This window comes from Microbulbifer variabilis, from assembly GCF_056232115.1.
Map to the genome: position 1 here is coordinate 285,131 of NZ_CP174325.1, position 21,221 is coordinate 306,351.

14 protein-coding genes are annotated in these 21,221 nt (G+C 45.6%); 1 reads left to right on the forward strand and 13 read right to left on the reverse strand.

Annotated elements, in window-relative coordinates; genetic code table 11:
* Window positions 1-2: 2 nt before the first annotated feature.
* From ACJJI7_RS01265 to ACJJI7_RS01320, 12 genes are all read right to left on the reverse strand, one after another.
* The gene (locus ACJJI7_RS01265; protein WP_152454483.1) at window positions 3-800 is read right to left on the reverse strand and encodes an outer membrane lipoprotein-sorting protein; all 798 of its coding nucleotides are present in this window, start codon (window positions 798-800) and stop codon (window positions 3-5) included.
* The gene (locus ACJJI7_RS01270; protein ID WP_444901112.1) at window positions 790-3,135 is read right to left on the reverse strand and encodes an efflux RND transporter permease subunit; all 2,346 of its coding nucleotides are present in this window, start codon (window positions 3,133-3,135) and stop codon (window positions 790-792) included. The genes ACJJI7_RS01265 and ACJJI7_RS01270 overlap by 11 nt, the downstream gene beginning before the upstream one ends.
* Complete coding sequence (locus ACJJI7_RS01275) at window positions 3,132-4,199, reverse strand: flavin-containing monooxygenase (RefSeq protein WP_152454485.1); 1,068 nt, start codon at window positions 4,197-4,199, stop codon at window positions 3,132-3,134. The genes ACJJI7_RS01270 and ACJJI7_RS01275 overlap by 4 nt, the downstream gene beginning before the upstream one ends.
* The gene (locus ACJJI7_RS01280; RefSeq protein ID WP_444901111.1) at window positions 4,199-4,471 is read right to left on the reverse strand and encodes an acyl carrier protein; all 273 of its coding nucleotides are present in this window, start codon (window positions 4,469-4,471) and stop codon (window positions 4,199-4,201) included. Before ACJJI7_RS01280 ends, ACJJI7_RS01275 begins: the two co-directional genes overlap by 1 nt.
* A 21-nt stretch (window positions 4,472-4,492) precedes the next feature.
* A complete protein-coding gene (locus ACJJI7_RS01285; RefSeq protein WP_444901110.1) occupies window positions 4,493-6,202 on the reverse strand; it encodes a fatty acyl-AMP ligase in 1,710 nt (569 codons plus the stop codon).
* Window positions 6,203-6,214: 12 nt separating this feature from the next.
* Window positions 6,215-7,396: a cysteine desulfurase family protein gene (locus ACJJI7_RS01290; RefSeq protein WP_152454487.1), complete on the reverse strand. Its 1,182-nt coding sequence runs from the start codon at window positions 7,394-7,396 to the stop codon at window positions 6,215-6,217.
* A complete protein-coding gene (locus ACJJI7_RS01295; protein ID WP_152454488.1) occupies window positions 7,393-7,773 on the reverse strand; it encodes an iron-sulfur cluster assembly scaffold protein in 381 nt (126 codons plus the stop codon). The genes ACJJI7_RS01290 and ACJJI7_RS01295 overlap by 4 nt, the downstream gene beginning before the upstream one ends.
* 28 nt (window positions 7,774-7,801) lie before the next feature.
* On the reverse strand, window positions 7,802-8,989 hold the full coding sequence (locus ACJJI7_RS01300) for a LuxE/PaaK family acyltransferase (RefSeq protein ID WP_152454489.1): 1,188 nt from the start codon (window positions 8,987-8,989) through the stop codon (window positions 7,802-7,804).
* Between the two features lie 2,488 nt (window positions 8,990-11,477).
* Window positions 11,478-12,089, reverse strand: coding sequence for a cation efflux transmembrane domain-containing protein (locus ACJJI7_RS01305; protein ID WP_444902624.1), 612 nt, complete (start codon window positions 12,087-12,089; stop codon window positions 11,478-11,480).
* Between the two features lie 457 nt (window positions 12,090-12,546).
* Window positions 12,547-15,684 (reverse strand): efflux RND transporter permease subunit, encoded by a 3,138-nt coding sequence (locus tag ACJJI7_RS01310; protein ID WP_444901109.1) that lies wholly within the window; start codon window positions 15,682-15,684, stop codon window positions 12,547-12,549.
* 13 nt (window positions 15,685-15,697) lie between these two features.
* Window positions 15,698-17,047 carry an efflux RND transporter periplasmic adaptor subunit gene (locus ACJJI7_RS01315; RefSeq protein ID WP_444901108.1) on the reverse strand — a complete coding sequence of 450 codons (1,350 nt, stop codon included), beginning with the start codon at window positions 17,045-17,047 and terminating at the stop codon, window positions 15,698-15,700.
* A 14-nt stretch (window positions 17,048-17,061) separates the two neighbouring features.
* The gene (locus tag ACJJI7_RS01320; RefSeq protein ID WP_444901107.1) at window positions 17,062-18,393 is read right to left on the reverse strand and encodes a TolC family protein; all 1,332 of its coding nucleotides are present in this window, start codon (window positions 18,391-18,393) and stop codon (window positions 17,062-17,064) included.
* Between the two features lie 991 nt (window positions 18,394-19,384).
* On the opposite strand from ACJJI7_RS01320, the gene ACJJI7_RS01325 reads away from it, so the two are divergent.
* Window positions 19,385-20,128 (forward strand): transglutaminase-like domain-containing protein, encoded by a 744-nt coding sequence (locus ACJJI7_RS01325; RefSeq protein WP_152454492.1) that lies wholly within the window; start codon window positions 19,385-19,387, stop codon window positions 20,126-20,128.
* 403 nt (window positions 20,129-20,531) lie between these two features.
* Here the strand turns inward: ACJJI7_RS01325 and ACJJI7_RS01330 are convergent, their stop codons facing one another.
* A complete protein-coding gene (locus ACJJI7_RS01330; RefSeq protein ID WP_444901106.1) occupies window positions 20,532-21,095 on the reverse strand; it encodes a 3'-5' exonuclease in 564 nt (187 codons plus the stop codon).
* Between the last annotated feature and the right edge of the window lie 126 nt (window positions 21,096-21,221).

The following is a 21,221-nucleotide window of genomic DNA, read 5'->3' on the forward strand; positions in this document are numbered from 1 at the left end:
CCTTAATCCCGGAGTGTATTGCGATGGAAATTCGCAACTGAGAGACCGGTACCAAACTCGATGCGGCTATAGCTTAAGATCGTTACGTTTCCACTCTGCTGATTATGCATAACCACCTCCATGGGCCTCCAATAACGATCGTCGTAGAGGCGAAAATCCCTTGCGGAAAAAGTCTTGAGCAGCGTTTCCTTACGGTCGAAATAGTCTATACGGAAGATACGTCGAGCACTCTGATCAACCCAGACCCGCTGCCGGCTATATGCAGAGTGAGAGTCTTCTGGCACTCGGTCAATTACGTCACAAACCAGGGCACCATCTTCGCATGATTCCTCTCTCACGTAGGTATAGCGGAAATCGTCGACCGCCTTATCAGACAAGTCCTCGAACGAAAACTCACTACCGACGAACGCACCACTCTTATTGCGAGATGAGATCCTCTTAATACGGGAATAGGCAGGCAAATATAACCACTGCTTATCGGTATCCTCTAACTGCGGATGCGTTAGAAGCGCCGTGCCCCGGATATCGGCAGGAAAATTGAAGCGGATTAACGATTTGTCTCCACCCTCGTGACTCTCAAGTGAGCTGATCTGCAGTTCACGTCGAGTTTCATCTCCGGCCCTGTTGCGTAGAATCATCGTCAATTCGGCAACACTGTCGCCGTAACCAAGGTCACGGTTATCCACTGCCACTGCGACCTCCCGCCCCTTTCTAACATCGCTAGCAGCGCCTTGAACCGGCAAACCGATTAGGCCACAAAGTATTGTCACTGGAAGGAGGAGACGGTAATCAGTTCGCATTATTTAGTTCCTTGTCGGTACGAAATTGCAGGTTCGACGTACGTGTCCTGCGCATAAAGGTTAGAACCAAGGCCGGTAGTAATATCAAGTCAAACACCAATGCCAACACAATAGACATCCCCGTGAGCATACCCATCTGGGCATTTTTCTCGAACGCCGAGGTCGACAATAGAAGGAAGCCTATCACTAGCAGCATTGAGCTAATCACGATCCCACCCATAGTCTTACTAATGGTTTCGCTTACGCTATCTTCAGGACTGAGCCCCCGCTTTAGACCGTTGACATACTGATAGAGGAAGTGAACTGTATCATCGACGATTATGCCGATCGCCATTGCCGACACCCCAGCCAGCCCCATTGAGATTTGACCATTAACGAGATACCAAAATCCAAATGCTGCCGCGACTGGAAGCAGGTTTGGAACCAAGCTCAATAGACCAATATCGAGTGAGCGGAATACCAGCATCAACGTCAATGAAATCACCACAAACGCTAGCGAGGCACCTTCAAGGAGACTTACAATATTTGATTGGCCAATGTGGGAAAAAATCACTGCGGGACTGCTGTGATAGATATCAATGGAGCGAGGTTGGTTTTGCAACAACCACTCTTCGACCCGTTTTTCAAAAGCAATTAAGCCCACCGAGCTTAGATTCTTTAATCGTGCAGTCAGTTTCACCGAGGATTTATTCAAATTCACCTGATGGGTCACATCACGACCAAACGGCAACGACATCTCGTATAGCAGGAACTGCTGTGCAGCGGTAATTGTATCGCCAGGTAACCGGTAAGAGTCCTCATCACCACCATTCATCAAACGGTTAAGATCCTTGATTCGGTGCAGGGGGCTTGCAGTTGTAAAAACTTCTGGCTGCTCATGTAGCCAGTCATCGAATGTATCAAGAAACTGTAAAAACTCTGGCTGAAACATACCGTTCTGCTCTGGTACCGAGAGCGAGTAATCGATTGTATAAATACCAGAAAAGTGGCGATCGATACGTTCAGAATCAGCACGGAAGGGCTGTGACTCATCAAAATAGCGGATTAAATCATCGTTTAATTGATTCAATGGACTGAGTGCAGCGACGCATAGGGACAAAGGTAGCATTAGCCACAATATCCGCCGGCGGTAAGCGATAACCCAGCCTGACAACAAAGCCATGCGATTAATCAGTCGGTTGGCACCTGTTTCCCGCGTTGAAAAACGAATACGCAACAGAAGCTGTGGTAGAACCGTCAACGACAAAAGTAGCGAGAAGAGCACACCTAAGGCAACTATATTGCCAAGATCTCGAAACGGCGGTGAGTCACTGAAATTCATCGCCAGAAAACCGATAATAGTAGTGACATGGCTCACCGCAATCGGCTTGAGATTGCGCCGGTAGGATTGCAAGACTGCTTCTTCACGAGAAACACCACTGCGTATCTGGCGCTGAATATAGCTGAGAATGTGGATGGCCGACGCTACTATCACCGTGAACATGATGATTGGAGCCGATACTGATGGCGCAGACAATTGAATACCGAGCCAACCAGCTAGACCCAAAGACCCTAGCAGTGCCAACACTACTACCGTCAAAATAGCGCCACCTGCAGCAGGTGATCCGAGAATCAGAGCAGCGCTGACCAGCACAAAAAGGATCATCAACGGTATCAGCGTGATGAAGTCTTTTTTTGCCGCCTGGAAAAAGGCACCGTTCATCTCCACCACACCGGTGACAAAAAAACGATGATCCGGATATTCCATCTTGAATGACTTAATCAATTCATCGACAGCACCGGTAACGGCTAGCACTTCGGCCTTATGGTCTAACCCTGGCAACCGAATGGTCGCATTGATCGCGGTAAATCGTCCGTTCTTACTAACCAAATTGCCAACCAAGTCCCTCTCACTACTAGCGGCAGTTTCAATAAAGGCGATCCTTTGCGGCGTCAATTCGTCAAGCTCGTAGACGAACTCCTCAATCAAAATATCATCGTCTTCAGCAGAGCTATAGGGGAAGTTCGTTAGCGAATCTACTCGAGAGACATGGGCCGTCCGCCACAACGCGCGTGTCATTTCATGTATAAGGCTCAGAGTACGCTGGTTGTAGATGTTGTCATCCACCGGTTCAATCATGATGAACACGTTATCAGTCGTGCTATAAGTATCTTGCATCTGCTCCAAGCGCAGTAGGTCACGATCGTTATCATCGAAGAAAACGCGATAATCACTGGCCAGCCCCATCCGTTTTAGGCCAACAGCCGACATCAATGTGAGCAACAGCACCAGCGCTAATAGCCACTTACTGGCGCCAGAGCGAATGATCCAATCGGTCTTTATATTTTTGTTCAAGGTATTTCTTTCCTTTCGGATAAAAATGCTCGCAGCGGCACCATTACTCGCTCTACATCCTTCTCAACCCCCATTACCAGCTCCGACGCTCGACAACTAAGCCATTTACGTCCCACTAAGAAAAGCCCAGGCTCTGGAGTCCTTCCATAGTTTTCAATGAAGCCCCTCTCATCGACACAGTGCGGCAACTTTAGCCAGCTCGTTCGGTCGCAATAGCCTGTTGCCCAAATCACTGTATCTATGTCATGCCAACCGACGGAGTCGAAACGGATTTGACGGCCAGAGCACTCCAAAGCACGGCCAACAATCTTTACGCCTTTAGCCTTCAGCCGTCTATTGTTGTATTCACCACAGGGGACAGGGTTACGCTTTTTTAATATCTTCGCGATGAGGCTGTTCTTATCGGCGGAAAGGATACGCAAGCGATCAAGCCACCAAAAAATATCACGTCCGAACAAACGGTTGGGAGGCAGGCCACGTGGGGAACCCGTGGCCAAAAACACATTGCAACGCCCCGCTAGCCGGTCCACGATCTGACGCCCAGTAGCACCATCCCCAATAACGGCAACAGTGTGGCCATCAGAAATGACATCGGTTGAGGCGAGACTACCGTCTAGTTGCTGCACCTCTCCAGCAAGTTGGGAACTTATCGCCGGCACCTGGGGTATCTGATTAGCACCAGTTGCATTGACGATACTGGTGGCGAGCAGAGACGTGCCGTCGGCAAGGTCGACCTGAAAACTGCCGTTCGAAAGGCGATCGAGACCAACAACTTCACAGCCTTCTCGAACCTGAAGATCAAAGTGGCCTGCATAGCTGACCAAATAATCAGCTATTTCTACTGTAGTCGGGAAGCCCTCAGGATCGCCCGGAAAGGCTAGTCCTGGCAGGGCACAGAATTGACGTGAAGTGAATAGCTTCATACCTTCGAGCCGGTTACGCCAAACGTCGCCAATACTATCCCGTTCAAGCAGAAGGTAGTTGAGATCAGCCTGCTGCAGCATTCGTGCGGTGTGAAGACCGAACTGGCCTCCACCGATAACTATGCAATCAAGTCGCGACATCAACTGCGCTCCAAAGCTGTTCTTGAAAAATTCTTTTCGAGATGTGCCACAAGAGCGTTAATCGTTGGGTAGTCGAAGGCTAGCGTCGGATCGACGTCAACAGAGAGGTGGTCCTCCACCATAGTCGATAGCTGGACATGGTCTGCCGAGTCTAGACCTAGACTTGAGAAAGAGGTGTCACTGTGCTTATCAATCGAAAATTCTGGTGTTTTAGCAGCGATAAAATCTGTGATCTGTTCCACCAGGTTTTTCATTCTAAATTCATTCGTCATCTTATATTTCCTATCAACGGTTCATGCGAGCTGCGCCTCTTCGGCTGCAATCAGATCCCTGCAGGCAGTCCTACGAACTTTGCCGCTGGTGGTTTTCGGAATACCGCCAGGCTTGACCAGCAAGAGCTGGTCGAGGGCGACATCATGTGCCAACATCACTGCCTCACGCAGCTCCTGTCGGAGTTCATCGTGGTTTCGGTTAAGAAAGGCGTGGCGGCGAATCTCAACAATGGCTGCCAGTCGGTTTTGGCCATTGCTATCCACAGTGAAAACCGAGGCTCCGTTATTGCCTGCCGCATCAGGATGGTCACTACAGGTACGTTCAATATCGTATGGATAAAGGTTGCGGCCGCGCAGGATTAACATTTCCTTGATCCGCCCGGTGATATACAACTTATTGTCACGGACGAAGCCCATGTCCCCGGTTTTGAGGTAATAATGACCGTCGCAGGGCGATATACGAGCACCGAATTGCTGCTTACTAATCTCAAGGTTGTTAAGATAACCTTGTGCTATTGAGGCACCACTAATCCATATCTCACCAATACAATCCTCATCTGCTAGCCGGCCACTCTCCGGATCAACAACCTTCAAAATCATCCTTGGCGTGATACGACCGCAGCTAACCACTTGACGCCCCTCACCAGTAGATTGCAGTCGACCAGAGTCAAATGCTGCGGGATCGAAAGCCAGGGTTTCAATGCCTACGCCTTTCGGTCCTCCAGAGACAAACAAAGTGGTTTCAGCCATGCCGTAGCAGGGAAAGAAAGCAGTAGAGGAAAAACCGTAAGGCTGGAAACGTTCAGCAAATATCCTCATAGTGTCGGCGCTGACAGGCTCAGAGCCATTCAAAGCCACCTTCCAGCAACTCAGGTCTAATCCCGATAGGTCCTCTCGCTCACCTATGAACTTGATGCAGTGCTCATAGCCAAAATTAGGTGCAGCAGAGCTATGAATTCGATAGTGAGATATCAATTCTAACCACCGGCGTGGACGCTGAACGAACTTCATCGGTGGCATGAAGACGTAGGTACCACCAAGGAACAATGGCTGCAGCATATGGCCTATCAGTCCCATATCGTGGAACTGTGGCAGCCAGCCGCCAGCAATTACACCTTCGCTGTGGCCACACGCCTGCTGGATAGCCAATTGGTTATCGATAATGTTGGCGTGACTTACCATTACACCTTTGGGTAGATCAGTAGAGCCTGAGGTGTACTGAACAAACGCCAACTCATCTGGAGCCGGAAGAGGTAACTCTACATCTTTAGCAGCACCAACCTGCTGCTCATCAATCCAGGCTTGGTCGCCCAAATTAATCGCCGGTAATTCTGCTAATTGCTCAAATAGCTGTTCACGAGTCTCAGCGGTCGTCAGAATGGCTTTGGTCTTTGCATCACCAAGAATACGAACAGTGCGCTCTAATTGCTGAGCATTGCGACTCAGGTTCAGGGGTACAGCAATGACGCCAGCCGCGAGGCAGGCGAGGAAGTTGACCACAAAATCAAGACCAGCAGGGAAAAGCAGAGCAAGCGGCTGGCCTCTATATCCGCGCTCGACTAACAGTCGGGCCCGTTCCAGTACCTGCTGATTCAGTTCACCGTAACTCAGCGATAGAGCACTATCAGGCCCATGAGGCTGGAATACGCAGGCGGTACGGCTAGGCTCATTAACCACGTGTCGGGCGAACTGATCCATGAAGCGCTGAGCTGGAAAAATCTTATCCGTCATGAGCCCAACTCCTCACCCTTTAAAGCTCATGCTTTTGAGCTGTGCCACGCACCGCTGCAATGAATCAACAAAACGATCTATATCATCAAGGCTGGTAAAGCGGCCGAAGCTAATCCTGATCGCACTTTGTATTTCTTCATCACTTAGCCCCATTCCTTGTAATACAGGCGATAGTTGACGGGTCTTGTTGTTACTGCATGCAGAGCCAATCGACACCACAATCCCATCTTTCTTTTCCATTAACAGAGCAAGCGCCTCACCCCGAATGCCTGGAATCGATAGGTTTAAGGTATTGGAAATCGCCCCCTCATAATGACTAGCACCATTGATATGTGTTTCGATAGAGGATTTGCCAAGCTGTTCGATCAAGTGCTGTTTGCACTTCAGACAGTGATGGTCCCAGTACTCAAGCTCCCTGCGACATTCGTCAGCAGCCTCACCGAGTCCGGCGATAGCGACCAAATTCTCGGTACCAGAGCGCATTGCCATCTCTTGTCCACCACCATGAATCAAGGGAGATATGCGATCTATATTCTGGATATATAGGCCGCCAATACCCTTGGGACCATAGAATTTGTGTGCGGAAAAAGAAACAAAATCAGCACCTAATGCCTCGACATCAAGAGGCCGCTTACCTACTGCTTGCACTGCGTCGACATGGAACGGAATGCCTCGGGAGCGGGTCAGCCTTGCCACCTGATCCACAGGTTGAATAACGCCGGTTTCATTGTTCGCATACATCATGGAAATCAACCTGGTGTCAGGCCGGATAGCTTCAGCGACAGCCTCAAAACTGACGGCGCCGCTCGGTCCCGGCTTCAAGCAGGTGACTTCGAATCCGAATTGGTGGGCGCAGTATCGGATAGTTTCTAGAACTGAAGGGTGCTCAATCGCCGTGGTTAGGATATGGCCGGCCCTACCCAGGTCGTTCATCAGGCTTCCTTTAATAGCCCAGTTATTGGCTTCAGAACCGCCGGAGGTAAAGAAAACTTTTTCCGGCGCGGTACCCAGTAGGCTAGCGACATGGGTCTTTGCTCGCTGGATTAGCTCACGATTACTGGTCGAAGGAAGCGTACGCCCAGATGGATTAGCAAAGAGCCGAAGCGCAGAGGACATAGCCGTAGCTACAGCCTCCGACACCGGGGTTGTGGCGTTGTAGTCGAAGTAACCCTCAATCGAGTGAGCATTTGTCATGGCATCACCTCCCGACAATCTTTGCCAACTAAGCTCAGCAACCTATGATGAAGCTGCTGCAAAATCTCAACACAATGGTGTTGTGATGGCTCTAGTTCACCAAGCATGCCTTCTATTTCGCTACTTGTTCTCCCGGCAAGCTGTTCCGGTGCCAACCCCTCAAGCGAGGCACAGAAAATGTTGGCCGTCGCCACCGAAGTAGCGCAACCCCAAGCTCTAAAGCGAGCACTGTCAATCAGTCCATTGGTGATGTTGATCTGAACGCGAATCCGATCTCCACATACTGGATTGCCAATTTCATATTCGTAATTGGGTTCGTTGATATCACCGACATGAGCCGGGTCGGAAAAGTTGTCAATGATGATGTCGTTGTACATGTTGTAGCTCCATCTTGGACAGCTGTAATTAGGCGACGACTGGACAACTGCCGCTAGCAGCCTGCTCTGCGTCCAAATCTTCAAGCCGCTTATCTAAATTAACCGCACAGCAACCAAATTCTTTTGACTCAGGTAGGCGCATTACATACTGCATGCGTTGACCACTTCTTCCCGAACGACTCGCTTCAGGCAACAGTCGCACCAAGTCCTCAGTAAGCATGAAACCAGGCGTCGAACGTGCGAGAGGGTCAAGAATTGCCAATTGGCCGGTCTGGCCCGGTTCGACCTCTCGATCTAGTTGTTTGGGGTCTCTTACCGAGAAATGAACGAAGGGGGAGACATGCTTGATTCCATACTCATCGTCAATAGCAATGACATTGGATTCAACCAAGGCGTAGATATCACGGATCTGGCTCTCTTCAACGCCCAAGTACTCGATACATTCACTGTTGAATTCTGCACGTGACAACATCTGGCCTGAGAAGCGCTTCCACCCCCCAAGAGTGATGATGTAACTACTCTTATCGAGTTTAATTCGGGTGTTGGTAGCTTTGAGGTAGCTGATAAAACGATTGATCAGGAATGGAGGACCAATCAAATGGCGACTGAATTTATCATTCCAATCCTCAAGCTGTTCTAAGGCCTCTTCGGGCTTAAAAGATTCTTGCCGAACCATGAATCTATGAGTGTCCAGTAGACCTGCGAGCATATTGAGCGCCTTGATCATGCCCATTTCAGGAATTTCCTCGGTTGAGGGGCAAAGATAAAGGCCGGCACCTTTGGAGATCTTTAGGAATTCGCGATACATCGAGTAAATCCCCAGCACCGCATTGTCAACGGTGTCTGCGCAGCGGCGCGAAACGCTGGGAATACCAGAGGTACCTGTGCTTCGCATTTCTAGCTCTACATCACGTAGGCTGACTGAAAGTAACTTATGGCTATCGTTTGATTTAAAAAGCTCAATGGGAATCAGAGGTATTTTGATCAGGTCAGCTGGAGTTGAGATCATATCCGGTGTCACTCCTTTGCTATCGCAAGCGGAGCGGAAAAAAGCATTGTTCTCATAGTGATAAGCGAATGCCTCATGGATCAAGCCTGTCTTGAAATCCAGTAAGTTATCCTCTGTCATCGAATAGAGTTCCGCCACAGATGACAGTGCCACCTTTAAAGGGTCTAACCCGTTTTCCTTGAGTATGTTTTGTAACTGTATCGACATTTCAATCTCCGTTTTTAAAGTCAAATAAGACACGGCCTCAATCGTCTATGCGGAGGCATTTAGGCTATTTTTTTACTGTTTTAATCAAGCTGATATATATCAAAAAACTTAACAAAAACCTCAAAGCTTGAATTAAGAATGGTTTAAACATCAGAGAATTTAGAACTCGACTGAAAGACCACCCGTCCGGGAATCATGCCGGGTAAACCTGCCGGGTAAACCTGCCGGGTAAACCTGCCGGGTAAACCTGCCGGGTAAACCTGCCGAGTAAACCTGCCGGGTAAATCTGCCGGGTAAATCTGCCGGGTAAATCTGCCGGGTAAATCTGCCGGGTAAATCTGCCGGGTAAATCTTTGACCACCATCAAGAGTCTCTACTCATCGATTCTATTTATTATTTTCCGAGAGAAATATTAAACACATTAGAAATTTTAACAATCACTTCAAAGTAATTTTCTTTATTTTTTTATTTTTCTTGCCGCGCAGTATGGTTTTTTTTTGCTACATGACCAGCCCATCTCACTTACACCCGCTTACAATCTTACCCCTTCAAATTACCTCTAAAAATTAGCCAGAACAATCGGTCCGCCAATCACATGAAAATCATCCTGCGATCATGAGCTCACAACAAAACGAACAGGTTTTATGCGTATTTTTTTTACTATTGAAGCTTGCACTCACACCTAACTCCGACTCCCAACGGGAAACCCAAGAAAGCTCCTTGCCGCCAATTACAGCAAATCACAGCTTATATTTTGGTAACATATTGTGACCAGTCAATTAACAAATATAAACTATTTGATGACAAGCTTACTGGAATTAATTCCATCTTAGGGGTAGCGTAAATTCGCACAAACATTCAAGCGTACACTGTCGTTTTTCCTCAATCTTTAATCTCCCTGCTATTTTTCAGCAGAAAATTCGTATTTTTAAGTAAAGATTGACACATCACATTCACATAAACCACACCACAATTAACAATACGCCCCGCAACCCAAAGTAATTTATTGGATATTTTTTTATTACAACAATCCACTTTAAGGAGAATAGTACCAAGTAAGGCGCAACTGTACTTCCACCTCCTTTTCTTTTACCTGCACCAACTAAACGCCATTAATTCTCATGACTAAAATACAAAACTCAGTCTAATTTATGAAATTCGTCCATGATAATCTATTTATTACTCTTTATTTTTTAACTATTAACAAAAAATCATCCGCATTATCATTGCGAGATTCCCTATTGCACAATTAAAACCACAGAAGCAATGGCCATTTTCAACACACAAAAAACCAGAATACCGCTTTAGACATCCCTCAGAAATACCCAATCGTGCTTACACATTTTATTACCGTAGGGAAATAGCTATTTAGCTGGCACTTTAGAAGCATCCACCAAACTAAAAATGCTGAAAGCTGAGCACCGGGGATAGATTTATCTACATTCGTAGATGAACTGAAAAGCATTATCTTTGCTGGCCAGTTTACAGAAGCACTACAAAATCGGCTTCACATATAAAGCGCATACCAAATCTCGCAGATATGACTGAGGATAAGAGCTGATTTCTAGCTAACTTTAGGAGCACTTTGCAAAATGAGAGAGCATACGGCACACGCAACCTACGTAACATTCTCTTATTTCATCTAACAATGGCGATATTTAGTATCTATAGAAACAGAGCACCTTTCTAGCAGCTCCGAGCCCCCCATTTAAGCCCCATACTTCGCCCTAACTTAGGGTTAAATTATTAAACTCAACTTTCCCACCAAAAGTATCCACTAGGCCGGAAGTTATGAAGAGTATAAATTTTTACAGGCACAGAACCACACACTTAATTGAAAATCGTTATCATTACCAATATTACCTATAGAATATGAGCGACAGAGAACTTTCTGAAACATCTAACTCGATGAAACAGCTGCTCGACAACTATTTGTCATACTGCTTTAAGACTGAAGAGATATAGATCAAATCACCGATCTAAAGCATTGCACCATACTTTGCGAGGAAGCTCACTTAGTAGACATTAATGCCGCGGCTCAATATTCTTTTCAACAGAAGGTACGTATCAATTTTTAGTTATAGTCGACTAAAGATTTAGAGCTATGAAAAAACACTTGAGGATTTCTTAGGCTTCTATACCCAAATGAAAGATATTCAACACCAACAATACTTTGACTAGGTCCTTTGGAGGCTGTAAGGGAATATTCGGCAGTATATAATAATAAAATTTCTGCCTAGACCATCTAGGTCAAAAGTGAAAAAAGTGCGTCATGTCATAACGCACTAAAATGGATACACAAAACTGCTCTATGAGAGAAAAGCACTCATAAGTTCGCCAACTCAAGCCTTAAGGGATCACTGCATCTTTTGCTCTCATAAATTAGTGACAAGCATCTTCAGGTAAGACTTCCATTGATCTACAAACTATTTTAGACAAGCCACTAAGAAGCTGATATCACTCATTACTATTAAAACCTTAAGGTCACTTAGGATATTTTGGCTTTTCGAGTGGACTCTCTCGCCTCTTTAAGAATCAAAAAACCACCTCGAATAACAACAGCTGAAATTATTAAGCCTATAGCAAGATCAGGGAAACGACTATCGATTACCGCGACTAGTAGACCTGACATAATCACTCCTAAATTTGCTACAACATCATTGGCTGAAAAAATCCAAGCAGCTCTCATATGTACCCCTCCTTCCCTATACTTAGATATTATTAGGAGGCAAACAACATTTGCTAACAAGGCAGAGGCCCCTATTGATATCATCAGTATACTTTCTGGCTCACTGCCAAAAAGCGATCTCCTACAAATCTCATACAACACCCACAACCCCAATATAATTTGAATTATTCCACTGACATTAGCTGCCTTTGCTTGATATATAACCCCTCTACCTACAACAAATAAAGAAATCCCATACACAGCAGCATCAGCTAACATATCCAGAGAGTCTGCAATCAATCCTGTTGACTGAGCAAACCATCCAAGAGTTAATTCAAGCACAAACATAATTGCGTTGATCACTAGCAGCACCATTAAAGTGCTTCTCTCTAATTTATCTGCTTGCTCTAAACCGCAACCACATTCAGACATATTCACGCCCTCTCTAAACAGAACTCCACTTAGGGATATTTATGCTTTAAATATCAACAATTACTTACTTCAAAGTCTCGCTCAAGGCTAGTTCCTGTCTTTTTTAAAAAACTCAGATCATATTTATAAGTCAACTTCATGAGAAGTAAAATTACAATTCACTAAAATCAGAAATCAAGGGCACCAGCACTTCTGTCCACTCTATTTAGGATCTATAAAGGCTGCCTTTGAACCAGAATAAAAATCTGCAAGCAGTAAACCCATACTAAACCTACACACTAAAACCCCGTCACTCTATTGAGACAATAGAAACATCTATTATTTTCTACTTATCTAATGTAAATATCAAACGTATCCATCTCTTTCATACTCAAAAATGAACCAGCGCACACTTAAATATTTTTATTAAAATTTTGCCCACCCCTACCTAAATATAGGCAAAGGTGAGCATCGTAAATTATGTTTTTATTTTTAATATACCCTCTCTTCCATGCACTATCCGATAAAGCAATGGCAGTACAAACAAGGTTAGGAGAGTAGAAGAAATTATGCCTCCAATCACCACCGTAGCTAGTGGTCTTTGAACCTCTGCTCCAGTGCCTACATTCAAAGCCATAGGAACAAAACCGAGACTCGCAACCAACGCAGTCATCAATACTGGACGCAGGCGGATCATAGCGCCATCGATAATAGATGTGAGCAACTCACCACCTTGCTGTCGAAGTTGTCGAATGAAGGAGAGCATTACCAAACCGTTTAACACCGCCACACCAGATAGTGCAATAAATCCTACTCCGGCAGAAATAGATAAAGGCATATCGCGCAACCATAGGAACAAGACACCTCCAGTAAGCGCGAGGGGTACTCCACTGAAAATAATTAAGGCATCCTTGAATGAACCAAAGGCCATCACCAGAAGCCCCAGAATTACCAATAGTGTCAGTGGAACCACTATCGAGAGGCGAGTACTGGCGGACTCCAATTGCTCGAAAGTGCCGCCGTATACTAGCCAATAACCTGCAGGCAAAGAGACCTGCTGATCAATACGACCCTTCGCCTCTTCAACAAAGGAACCCAAATCACGGTCACGGACGTTGGCCGTTACCACAACACGGCGCTTACCATTTTCCCGGCTAATCTGGTTGGGGGCAGGGGTCATTTCCAAGTTAGCAACTTCTGACAAGGGCACATAGCTACCTAATTGGCTATCAGTGGGTAACGGAACAGGTAAATCCCCAAGGTTCTCATAGTCTCGTCGTAAGCCTTCCGGCAGACGCACTACCAGATGAAAACGGCGATCGCCTTCGTAAATCAGTCCAGCCTCTTCCCCTCCAATAGCCGTTGAAACCAAATTTTGCAAGGTTTGCAGATCTATTCCATAGCGGGCGAGTGCGACTCTCTTTGGCACTATTGATAGAATCGGTAGACCTTCCACTTGTTCTACACGAGCATCAGCAACACCCTCAATTCCATTTAACACACCGAGAATTTCATTTGAAGAAGCCACCAGCTGATCCAGATCATCACCGAATACTTTAATACCTAGGTCTGCACGTACACCGGAAATTAGTTCATTAAAACGCATTTGGATTGGTTGGGTGAACTCGTAGTTATTTCCCGGTAACTGACGCACAGCTTTTTCGATTTCAGCAACCAATTGTTCCTGGGGCAATTTCGGATCAGGCCATTGGTCACGTGGTTTCAGAATCACAAAGTTGTCGGCTACATTTGGCGGCATTGGGTCTGTTGCTACTTCTGGTGTACCAATTTTTGCGAATACTTTATCTACCTGGGGAAACTCCTTAATACGCTGCTCCAACAAGCTTTGCATTTCTACAGATTGCTCTAAACCAGTACCAGGAATACGCAGGGCGTGTAGTGCGATATCACCCTCATTGAGCTGAGGAATAAATTCAGAGCCCAGTGTTGTTGCAAGCCAGCTGCAGAACAGTACTAATGCAAGAGCCCCAGAAAGTACTAACCACCGCACTTTCATTGCAGCAATCAACAATGGTTTATATAAAGATTTGGTCGCAACAATAACTTTGTTTTCTTTTTCACTGATTTTACCTGTCAGGAAAACGGCAACTGCTGCAGGCACAACGGTTAAAGAAAGCACCAATGCAGCGAGTAATGCCATCACTACAGTGGCAGCCATGGGGTGGAACATCTTCCCTTCCACACCTGTAAGCGAAAATAGGGGGATATACACCACGGTAATGATCAAAACACCAAACAAACTTGGGCGAATCACTTCGTTGGTAGCTTGGAATACTAGCTCCAAACGCTCTTGTAGGGGCAGCTTGCCTCCCTTGCGATGCTGGGCTTCTGCAAGTCGGCGAATCGCGTTCTCCACAATTATCACGGCCCCATCGACAATCAGGCCAAAGTCAAGAGCTCCGAGACTCATCAGGTTGGCGGAAACACCCGTTTGCACCATGCCGAAAATGGTCGCAAGCATGGAAAGCGGGATTACTGCTGCAGTAATAAAGGCAGCTCGAATATTTCCCAGCAACAAGAACAATACCACGATAACCAGCAGCGCACCCTCAACAAGGTTTTTTTGCACTGTAGCGATAGCTTTATCTACCAGAGTGGTCCGATCGTAAACCGCCTCTACCTTAATACCTTCTGGCACGGTTGATTTTATTCGCTCTAAGGCTTCCGCCACACTTCGAGCTACCTCCCGGGAGTTTTCCCCGACCAGCATCATGGCTGTACCCAATACGGTCTCTTCACCATCGCGAGTGGCTGCACCGGTGCGAAGCTCTTTTCCAATAGCCACTTCGGCCACATCCGAAATTTTAACCGGCACCCCGGCGCGACTGGTAATTACCACATCCTCAATTTCGGCAATATTTCGCAACTGCCCAGGTGAGCGCACTAGAAGTTGCCGTCCATTCTCCTCCAAATAACCAGCGCCGCGACTTTCGTTATTGCGACGCAGCGCTAGGGCGATATCTTCCATGGATACGCCAAAGTTAAGCATCTGCCGGGGTTCAGGTGTTACGTGATACTGCTTGTTATAGCCACCGATGGTATTAACTTCAGTAACTCCGGGGACTAAGGATAATTGCGGTTTTATAATCCAATCTTGAATTTCCCTCAGTGAAGTAGCGTCGTAAGGCTGCCCATTGGGCTGGGTGGCGCCAGGCAGAGCCTCCACGGTATACATAAAAATCTCACCGAGTCCGGTAGCAATAGGACCCATTTCAGGCTCTAACTCCGGAGGCAAATGACTTTTAATACTACTGAGACGGCTATTAATTAAGTTCCGAGCAAAATAGAGATCTGTACCCTCTTTAAAAACAACAGTGACTTGGGACAAACCGTAGCGAGAGAGCGAACGGGTATATTCTAAATTAGGCAAGCCCGCGAGTGCCGCCTCCACAATGTAAGTAATCCGCTGCTCCGCCTCTAAAGGTGAATAACCAGGAGCCTCGGTATTAATCTGTACCTGAACATTGGTGATATCTGGAACCGCATCAATTGGAAGTCTCTGATAACTCCAAACCCCCAGGCCCACCAATACAAAGATCAGGGACAGTACAAAGTAGCGCCGCTCAATTGAAAAGCGCAGTATACTTTCAATCATCTTCTGGCCTCATTTAATGGCTATGTTCAGCGCCGGACTTTTCAATATCCGCTTTGATCAGGTAGCTGTTCTCGGTGACATAGCGATCACCCACATTGAGACCACTCAACACTTCGGTAACAGTGCCGTCGCTACGGCCCAGTTTAAGTGGACGAATTTCATAGGTTTCTCCCACTTTGATAAATACCACCGTCCAATCGCGGAAAGGTTGTAGCGCACGATTCTCGACCACTAAAGGCACAGATTTTTCATTGGTTACTACTTGGCCTTGGACCATTAGATCGGTAGTCCAGAGTTCATTGGGGTTTTCAATCACCGCTCTTGCAATCGCGAAGGGCTGACCATTACTGCTCGGAGCAAGGCTGGTGATAGTTGAGTCAAAAGAACGGTCACCAGCTGTAATTGAAACCTGTTGGCCTAATTTGATCTGATCGCGACGCATCGGAAATACTTGCAACTCAGCCCACAGCTGGTCGTAGTTAGCTATGGTAAACAGTACCCGTTCGCCACTGAATTCACCTTGGCTGGCTTGCTTATCAATTATCTGACCGCTAATAGGAGCGACCAGTGGATAAATTTGCAAGCTGTCATTGGATTCGATAGTAGCAAGCTCTTCCCCTTTCGCTACCAAATCGCCAAGCGTTTTATTAACAGTGATTACGGTTCCTGGGTAACGTGCACGCACATGACTGAGGTTACGATGATCTATCGCAGTTTTACCATATAAGGTAACGCTTTCTTTAATTATACCTGGAGCAGCAATTGCAGTTTTAATGCCTGCCTTTTTTGCCATTTGTTCAGAGATCTGCACTCGACCTTCATGGGACTCATAATCCCAACTTGTGCGCTCCCCGTTGTAAAAAACAGAAACGGCAACATCAAAGGAGTGAGGTTCCTTTACTACGCCTTCACCGCGGTAATACCCAACACTATCCTCCCAGGCAAAGGGTATTTGATCCACTTTTCCGCCAAGTCTTTCAAGCTCTACGGAAACACGAGCATTCTCTAAAGGTTTACCATTCAGAGAAATCCAGGCTCGAAACTCTGGCTTTACACCACTTTCATAAATAAGCAACTCAGCCGTTAGATCCCCCTCAGTCAGTAAACGGCCACCATTGGGGCCCTTTTCCTCCCGATGGTCTTCATGTCCGCCATGGTTATCATTATGTCCATGACTAGAGAATTTCTTCTCTTCCCGTTCATCATGCTCATCATGGCTATTATTGGAGCCCGGCTCCTCAACTTGCTTAACATGTTCATCATAACCACCATTTGCATGACCCAGGCTTGCAATCCAAAATCCAGAGAAAATGAGGAATATGGATAATATTGCCAGGCGAATTACTTTACTTAATCTGCTCATATCTAAATCCAAAATTATTTTCCGTTTCCTACACTCTCGGAACCTAAAGGCCCTGCTGTAAGCTGCTCAATCTCAGCGCCGAAAAGAAGTACAGACCGCGCTGCTTCGATTCGTGCACGTTCAGCATCAAGTAACTCTTCCCGAGCAACAATTAAGTCAAGATAAGAACTCCGGCCACGACGATAGGCACGATCTACTTCAGCCAATGCCTCGCGAAGCTTAGGGATTACAGAATCCTGCAAACTGGAGACAGTAGCCAAGGCCAGTTCGCGACTGGTAACGGCAAGAAATAGCTGAGGATAAAGTTTTAGTAATGCCGCCTCGCGACGGAGCATAACCTCATCCAACTCAGTCATTGCTGTTAGCTCGGTACCACGATTGCGTTTTGCAGTAAAGAGTGGAACTTCGAAACCAGCTAAAGCAGTAGTTTCGTCAACAGCCCGATTCACGAGAAGACCTGCAAACCACCCGACATCAGGCTTAGAGTTGGACTGGGTGAGGCGAAGCTGTGAGGCTCTAAGACGGTCTTCGGAAGCAAAGCGCGCTATAGCTGGGTTTTCCTGTGCACGCGCATAAAGTTCGTCAAAACTAGCTCCGGGCTCAAAACGATAGAGCTCACTGGAGTCTACTCGATAATCTATACTCGGCTGTCCCCACAGAGCCGATAAGGCATGCCTGTAGTACACTAGCATGCTCTCATCCGTCTGCTTAGCGAGGTTTGCTTTTTCCAGGGCGGACTCCGCTCGTAGGCGTTCAGAAACCGGGCTAGCAGCAGCGCTGACTCTGGCGCTAACAGCGCTTAGCGTTTCACGTGCGAGTAATACCTTCTCTCCAGCCAATACGACTAATTCCTGGGCAGCAAGAACCTGAGCATAGCGACGGATAACTTCTGCCAGAAGATCTAGCGCCTTAGCTTGCTCATCCGCGATCAGTAAATTACGCTGGGCATTGACTACATCTATTCGAGCTCTACGTTTATCCCCTAGCTCAATTACGGACGATAAAGTTACCGTCAATTCAAGCTCATTGTCGGCATCATCCTCGGGATCTGGCGCATTATTGGAGCCACCATCACCAAAGTTCTTGTATTGAGCCTCACCTCCTAGGCTTAACGCAGGCCTAAGTGCTGCTGTCTCTTCAGCACCATCTAGACCTCTTCTCTGTAATGGGAATACCGCAAGCTCCGGATTCTGTGCGAGCGTCAGCTCAATCGCATCCGGTAATGTCAGTAAATCCCCCTCCTGCGCGGATACTGATTGCGCAGCTAAATACATTATCGCCACCATCAACTGGAATATGGCACGACGACGAATCACACTCTCAGTGAGCGTGCAGTAAAAATCCATGGGTATCTCCCAAGTCAGTTTTTATTCGCGCAAGGGGCCTAGTAGCTCTCCTTACTCGCGCGGTATTGGAGCAATCAGACTTGGGTTATAGGTGGGCGGAGTAGAGGCGTAAAATAACCACTGGGAACACGTGTATTGCCGAATTCTCGATAATTCACGATTCCGTTCAGAGTAGAGTGTAGTGATTGACCTACCAGAACGGTACACGTACTTCCATGGCAATGACAGCAGTGATTACATAAATCCAGAAGAAGTGAAGATTGGTCAGTCTCATCCCCACTGGAGGGGGCCTGTAAACTTAAATCAGAAAAGGAACTGTCCGGTTGAAACGGTAAATTTCCGAGCAGATCTTCATCATGATGTAGAGACAGGTGATTCGTTACCTCCTGAACTTCTTCATGGCTATCATAGAATGCACCTGCGGTCTGAAAGACCATAAGTACAATCAACAAAAATGATAGTCGAACTACATTCATAAAGGTTACAGGGAGACCAGAATCTACTGACTGCGATTTTAGCAAGTAAATCCAAATGCCTCAACTAAGCTCACTGCCTTAAAGTTATCATTAATCCTAAAGTATCTATTTGGTCACACCTTCTATCCAAGTGAGGAGTCAGCCTCTAGAAGGCTCGACTTACAGATAGTGACACTTACACTAGTAAGGGGTCTATCAGCCCCATAGTCTACGGAATTTTAGTTGGTAAGGTAGAGCTTTAGAAGGGCTATATTCTTCAATTAATCAGGATGCGAGACCATAATACTAATGTTAAAGTCATTGGATAAATTCGATTTCTTTTAGCTACCGTTAACCTTGCGTGAAAGTGGGGGGTTAACTTTGAATAAGCGACCCAAATAAAAGTCTATGCGACATTCATTTAGGAATGATTTTGATAAGAGAGCTTTCGTGAAGTCTTAGGAAGTTTATTCAATTATACGAGAGGGCAGAGTTTAAATATGCCCACATTATAACTTACCTTGGAGAACAAATGAATGAAGACACTTACTCGTGAATACTTATCAGAAACCCCTATGCTTGACTTTGAGAATAAAACCATTCAGATGTTAATTGAAAATAAGAAATGGCGTAAGCTATCTCAGTATGACGCCATTGGTGCCATCTATAAGTTTGTTCGTGATGATATTTTATTTGGTTACAATAGTGATGATCGTATTCCAGCTAGCAGGGTACTGAAAGACGGGTACGGACAATGTAACACTAAAGGAACATTGCTAATGGCTTTGCTTCGCGCTGTTGGCATTCCTACACGCATTCATGGATTTACTATTTTTAAAGACCTTCAGAAAGGTGCTATACCTAGTTATCTATTCTATATCGTACCTGAACGAATTATCCACAGCTGGGTGGAAGTATATTCAAATGATAGGTGGATCAACCTTGAAGGATATATTATCGACCGCCCATACCTGAACAAAGTCCAAGAAGGGTTTCGTAACCAATGCTCTGAGTTTAAAGGCTATGGTATTGCCACAAAATGCCTACAAAACCCACCCATTGACTGGGAGGATAAAGATACATTTATACAGAAAGAAGGTATCGCAGACGATTTCGGAGTTTATACGCAACCTGATGATTTTTATCTGCTCTATGGAAGTAATTTAACTGGCATTAAGAAATTACTATTTCGCTTCGTGATCCGTCATTTAATAAATATCAATGTTAAACGGATTCGAGCAAAGGGCTTAGGTAAATGTAATACCTTAGAATTAAGCTGATAAAGTATACCAACTCTAGCTCTAGTTTGAGATCTAAATATGTAACTTAACTGCCACTATAGGAGATATGGTGGGCATCATTTCCTTTAGATACGATATCCCTAATGAATCCCAGAAAATATAAAACAATCTTTTTAAACAAACCCAGGGTTACATAATCATATAAACTAATTTAACTTTCATATCAACAACCAATCAAAGTGGAGTATCTAAATAATATTAAATCGAGTACTCTTGATCTTCCCGCAATAAAAGATTAAGAGTCATAAAATACAATAGCCATCTATGAATAGATGACACAAATTTCTATGACATGAAAGGCAGAGGTTAAGCCTCTTATACAATCAAAATTATATTTATAATAAGTACATCACCTATTCGAATCAAACCAACGATACATTTTTTAAATAGTCAAGTAAGGAAGTATTCTCGAAATATTACGTGCATCATCCACACCGCGATGCTGCTGACCTTCAAAGACAATACCGAGAGACTGTAGAGCAGATCCAAGTCCTGAACGACGCTTCTTACCTGTCTTTTCTTGCCATACTGCTTTCAGGTTGATATGCGGTTTAGCAAAAAAATCTGGCGCGCAACCGTGCCGTGTCAGCTCTACTTTGATCTGCTTCCAATCGTATTCCCCCCAGCTAGCCCAGGCTTGATACTCATAATGAGATAACCATAGGTTAAGGAGACTCGTGCTTTCTCTAAAATCAGGCGCACTAGCCACCATGCTATTTTTGATACCTGTAAGCTCACTGCAAAACTTACTAAGTTTCGGATTAATCACTGGTCTAACAAATTGACTATGACTAGCTAAGATGTCACCATCCAAAGTAGTCAGTACAAGTCCGAATTCAATGACCTCCATTACCCCAACAGATAGTGGGCGATCATTCCAACAAGTTGCCTCAAGATCTACAATCAGCAGGCGCTTAATACCATTGAAGCAATTCTGAAAAACCATGCTAAACCCTATAGTATTTTTTAAAAATGAAAAAAATCATTAGCATACAAAAATTATAATATACATATAAACAGAGTGAAATATTGAGAATGAGCCCGACATCAATTGACGTGGCTCAATAGAGTA

Bases quoted from the DNA above. Each gene is read 5' to 3' on its own strand.
- ACJJI7_RS01295 (WP_152454488.1), bottom strand. From the start codon at position 7,773: ATGTACAACGACATCATCATTGACAACTTTTCCGACCCGGCTCATGTC.
- ACJJI7_RS01265 (WP_152454483.1), bottom strand. From the start codon at position 800: ATGCGAACTGATTACCGTCTCCTCCTTCCAGTGACAATACTTTGTGGC.
- ACJJI7_RS01275 (WP_152454485.1), bottom strand. From the start codon at position 4,199: ATGTCGCGACTTGATTGCATAGTTATCGGTGGAGGCCAGTTCGGTCTT.
- ACJJI7_RS01305 (WP_444902624.1), bottom strand. From the start codon at position 12,089: ATGTCTGAATGTGGTTGCGGTTTAGAGCAAGCAGATAAATTAGAGAGA.
- ACJJI7_RS01310 (WP_444901109.1), bottom strand. From the start codon at position 15,684: ATGATTGAAAGTATACTGCGCTTTTCAATTGAGCGGCGCTACTTTGTA.
- ACJJI7_RS01330 (WP_444901106.1), bottom strand. From the start codon at position 21,095: ATGGTTTTTCAGAATTGCTTCAATGGTATTAAGCGCCTGCTGATTGTA.
- ACJJI7_RS01285 (WP_444901110.1), bottom strand. From the start codon at position 6,202: ATGACGGATAAGATTTTTCCAGCTCAGCGCTTCATGGATCAGTTCGCC.
- ACJJI7_RS01280 (WP_444901111.1), bottom strand. From the start codon at position 4,471: ATGACGAATGAATTTAGAATGAAAAACCTGGTGGAACAGATCACAGAT.
- ACJJI7_RS01325 (WP_152454492.1), top strand. From the start codon at position 19,385: ATGAAGACACTTACTCGTGAATACTTATCAGAAACCCCTATGCTTGAC.
- ACJJI7_RS01290 (WP_152454487.1), bottom strand. From the start codon at position 7,396: ATGACAAATGCTCACTCGATTGAGGGTTACTTCGACTACAACGCCACA.
- ACJJI7_RS01320 (WP_444901107.1), bottom strand. From the start codon at position 18,393: ATGGATTTTTACTGCACGCTCACTGAGAGTGTGATTCGTCGTCGTGCC.
- ACJJI7_RS01315 (WP_444901108.1), bottom strand. From the start codon at position 17,047: ATGAGCAGATTAAGTAAAGTAATTCGCCTGGCAATATTATCCATATTC.
- ACJJI7_RS01300 (WP_152454489.1), bottom strand. From the start codon at position 8,989: ATGTCGATACAGTTACAAAACATACTCAAGGAAAACGGGTTAGACCCT.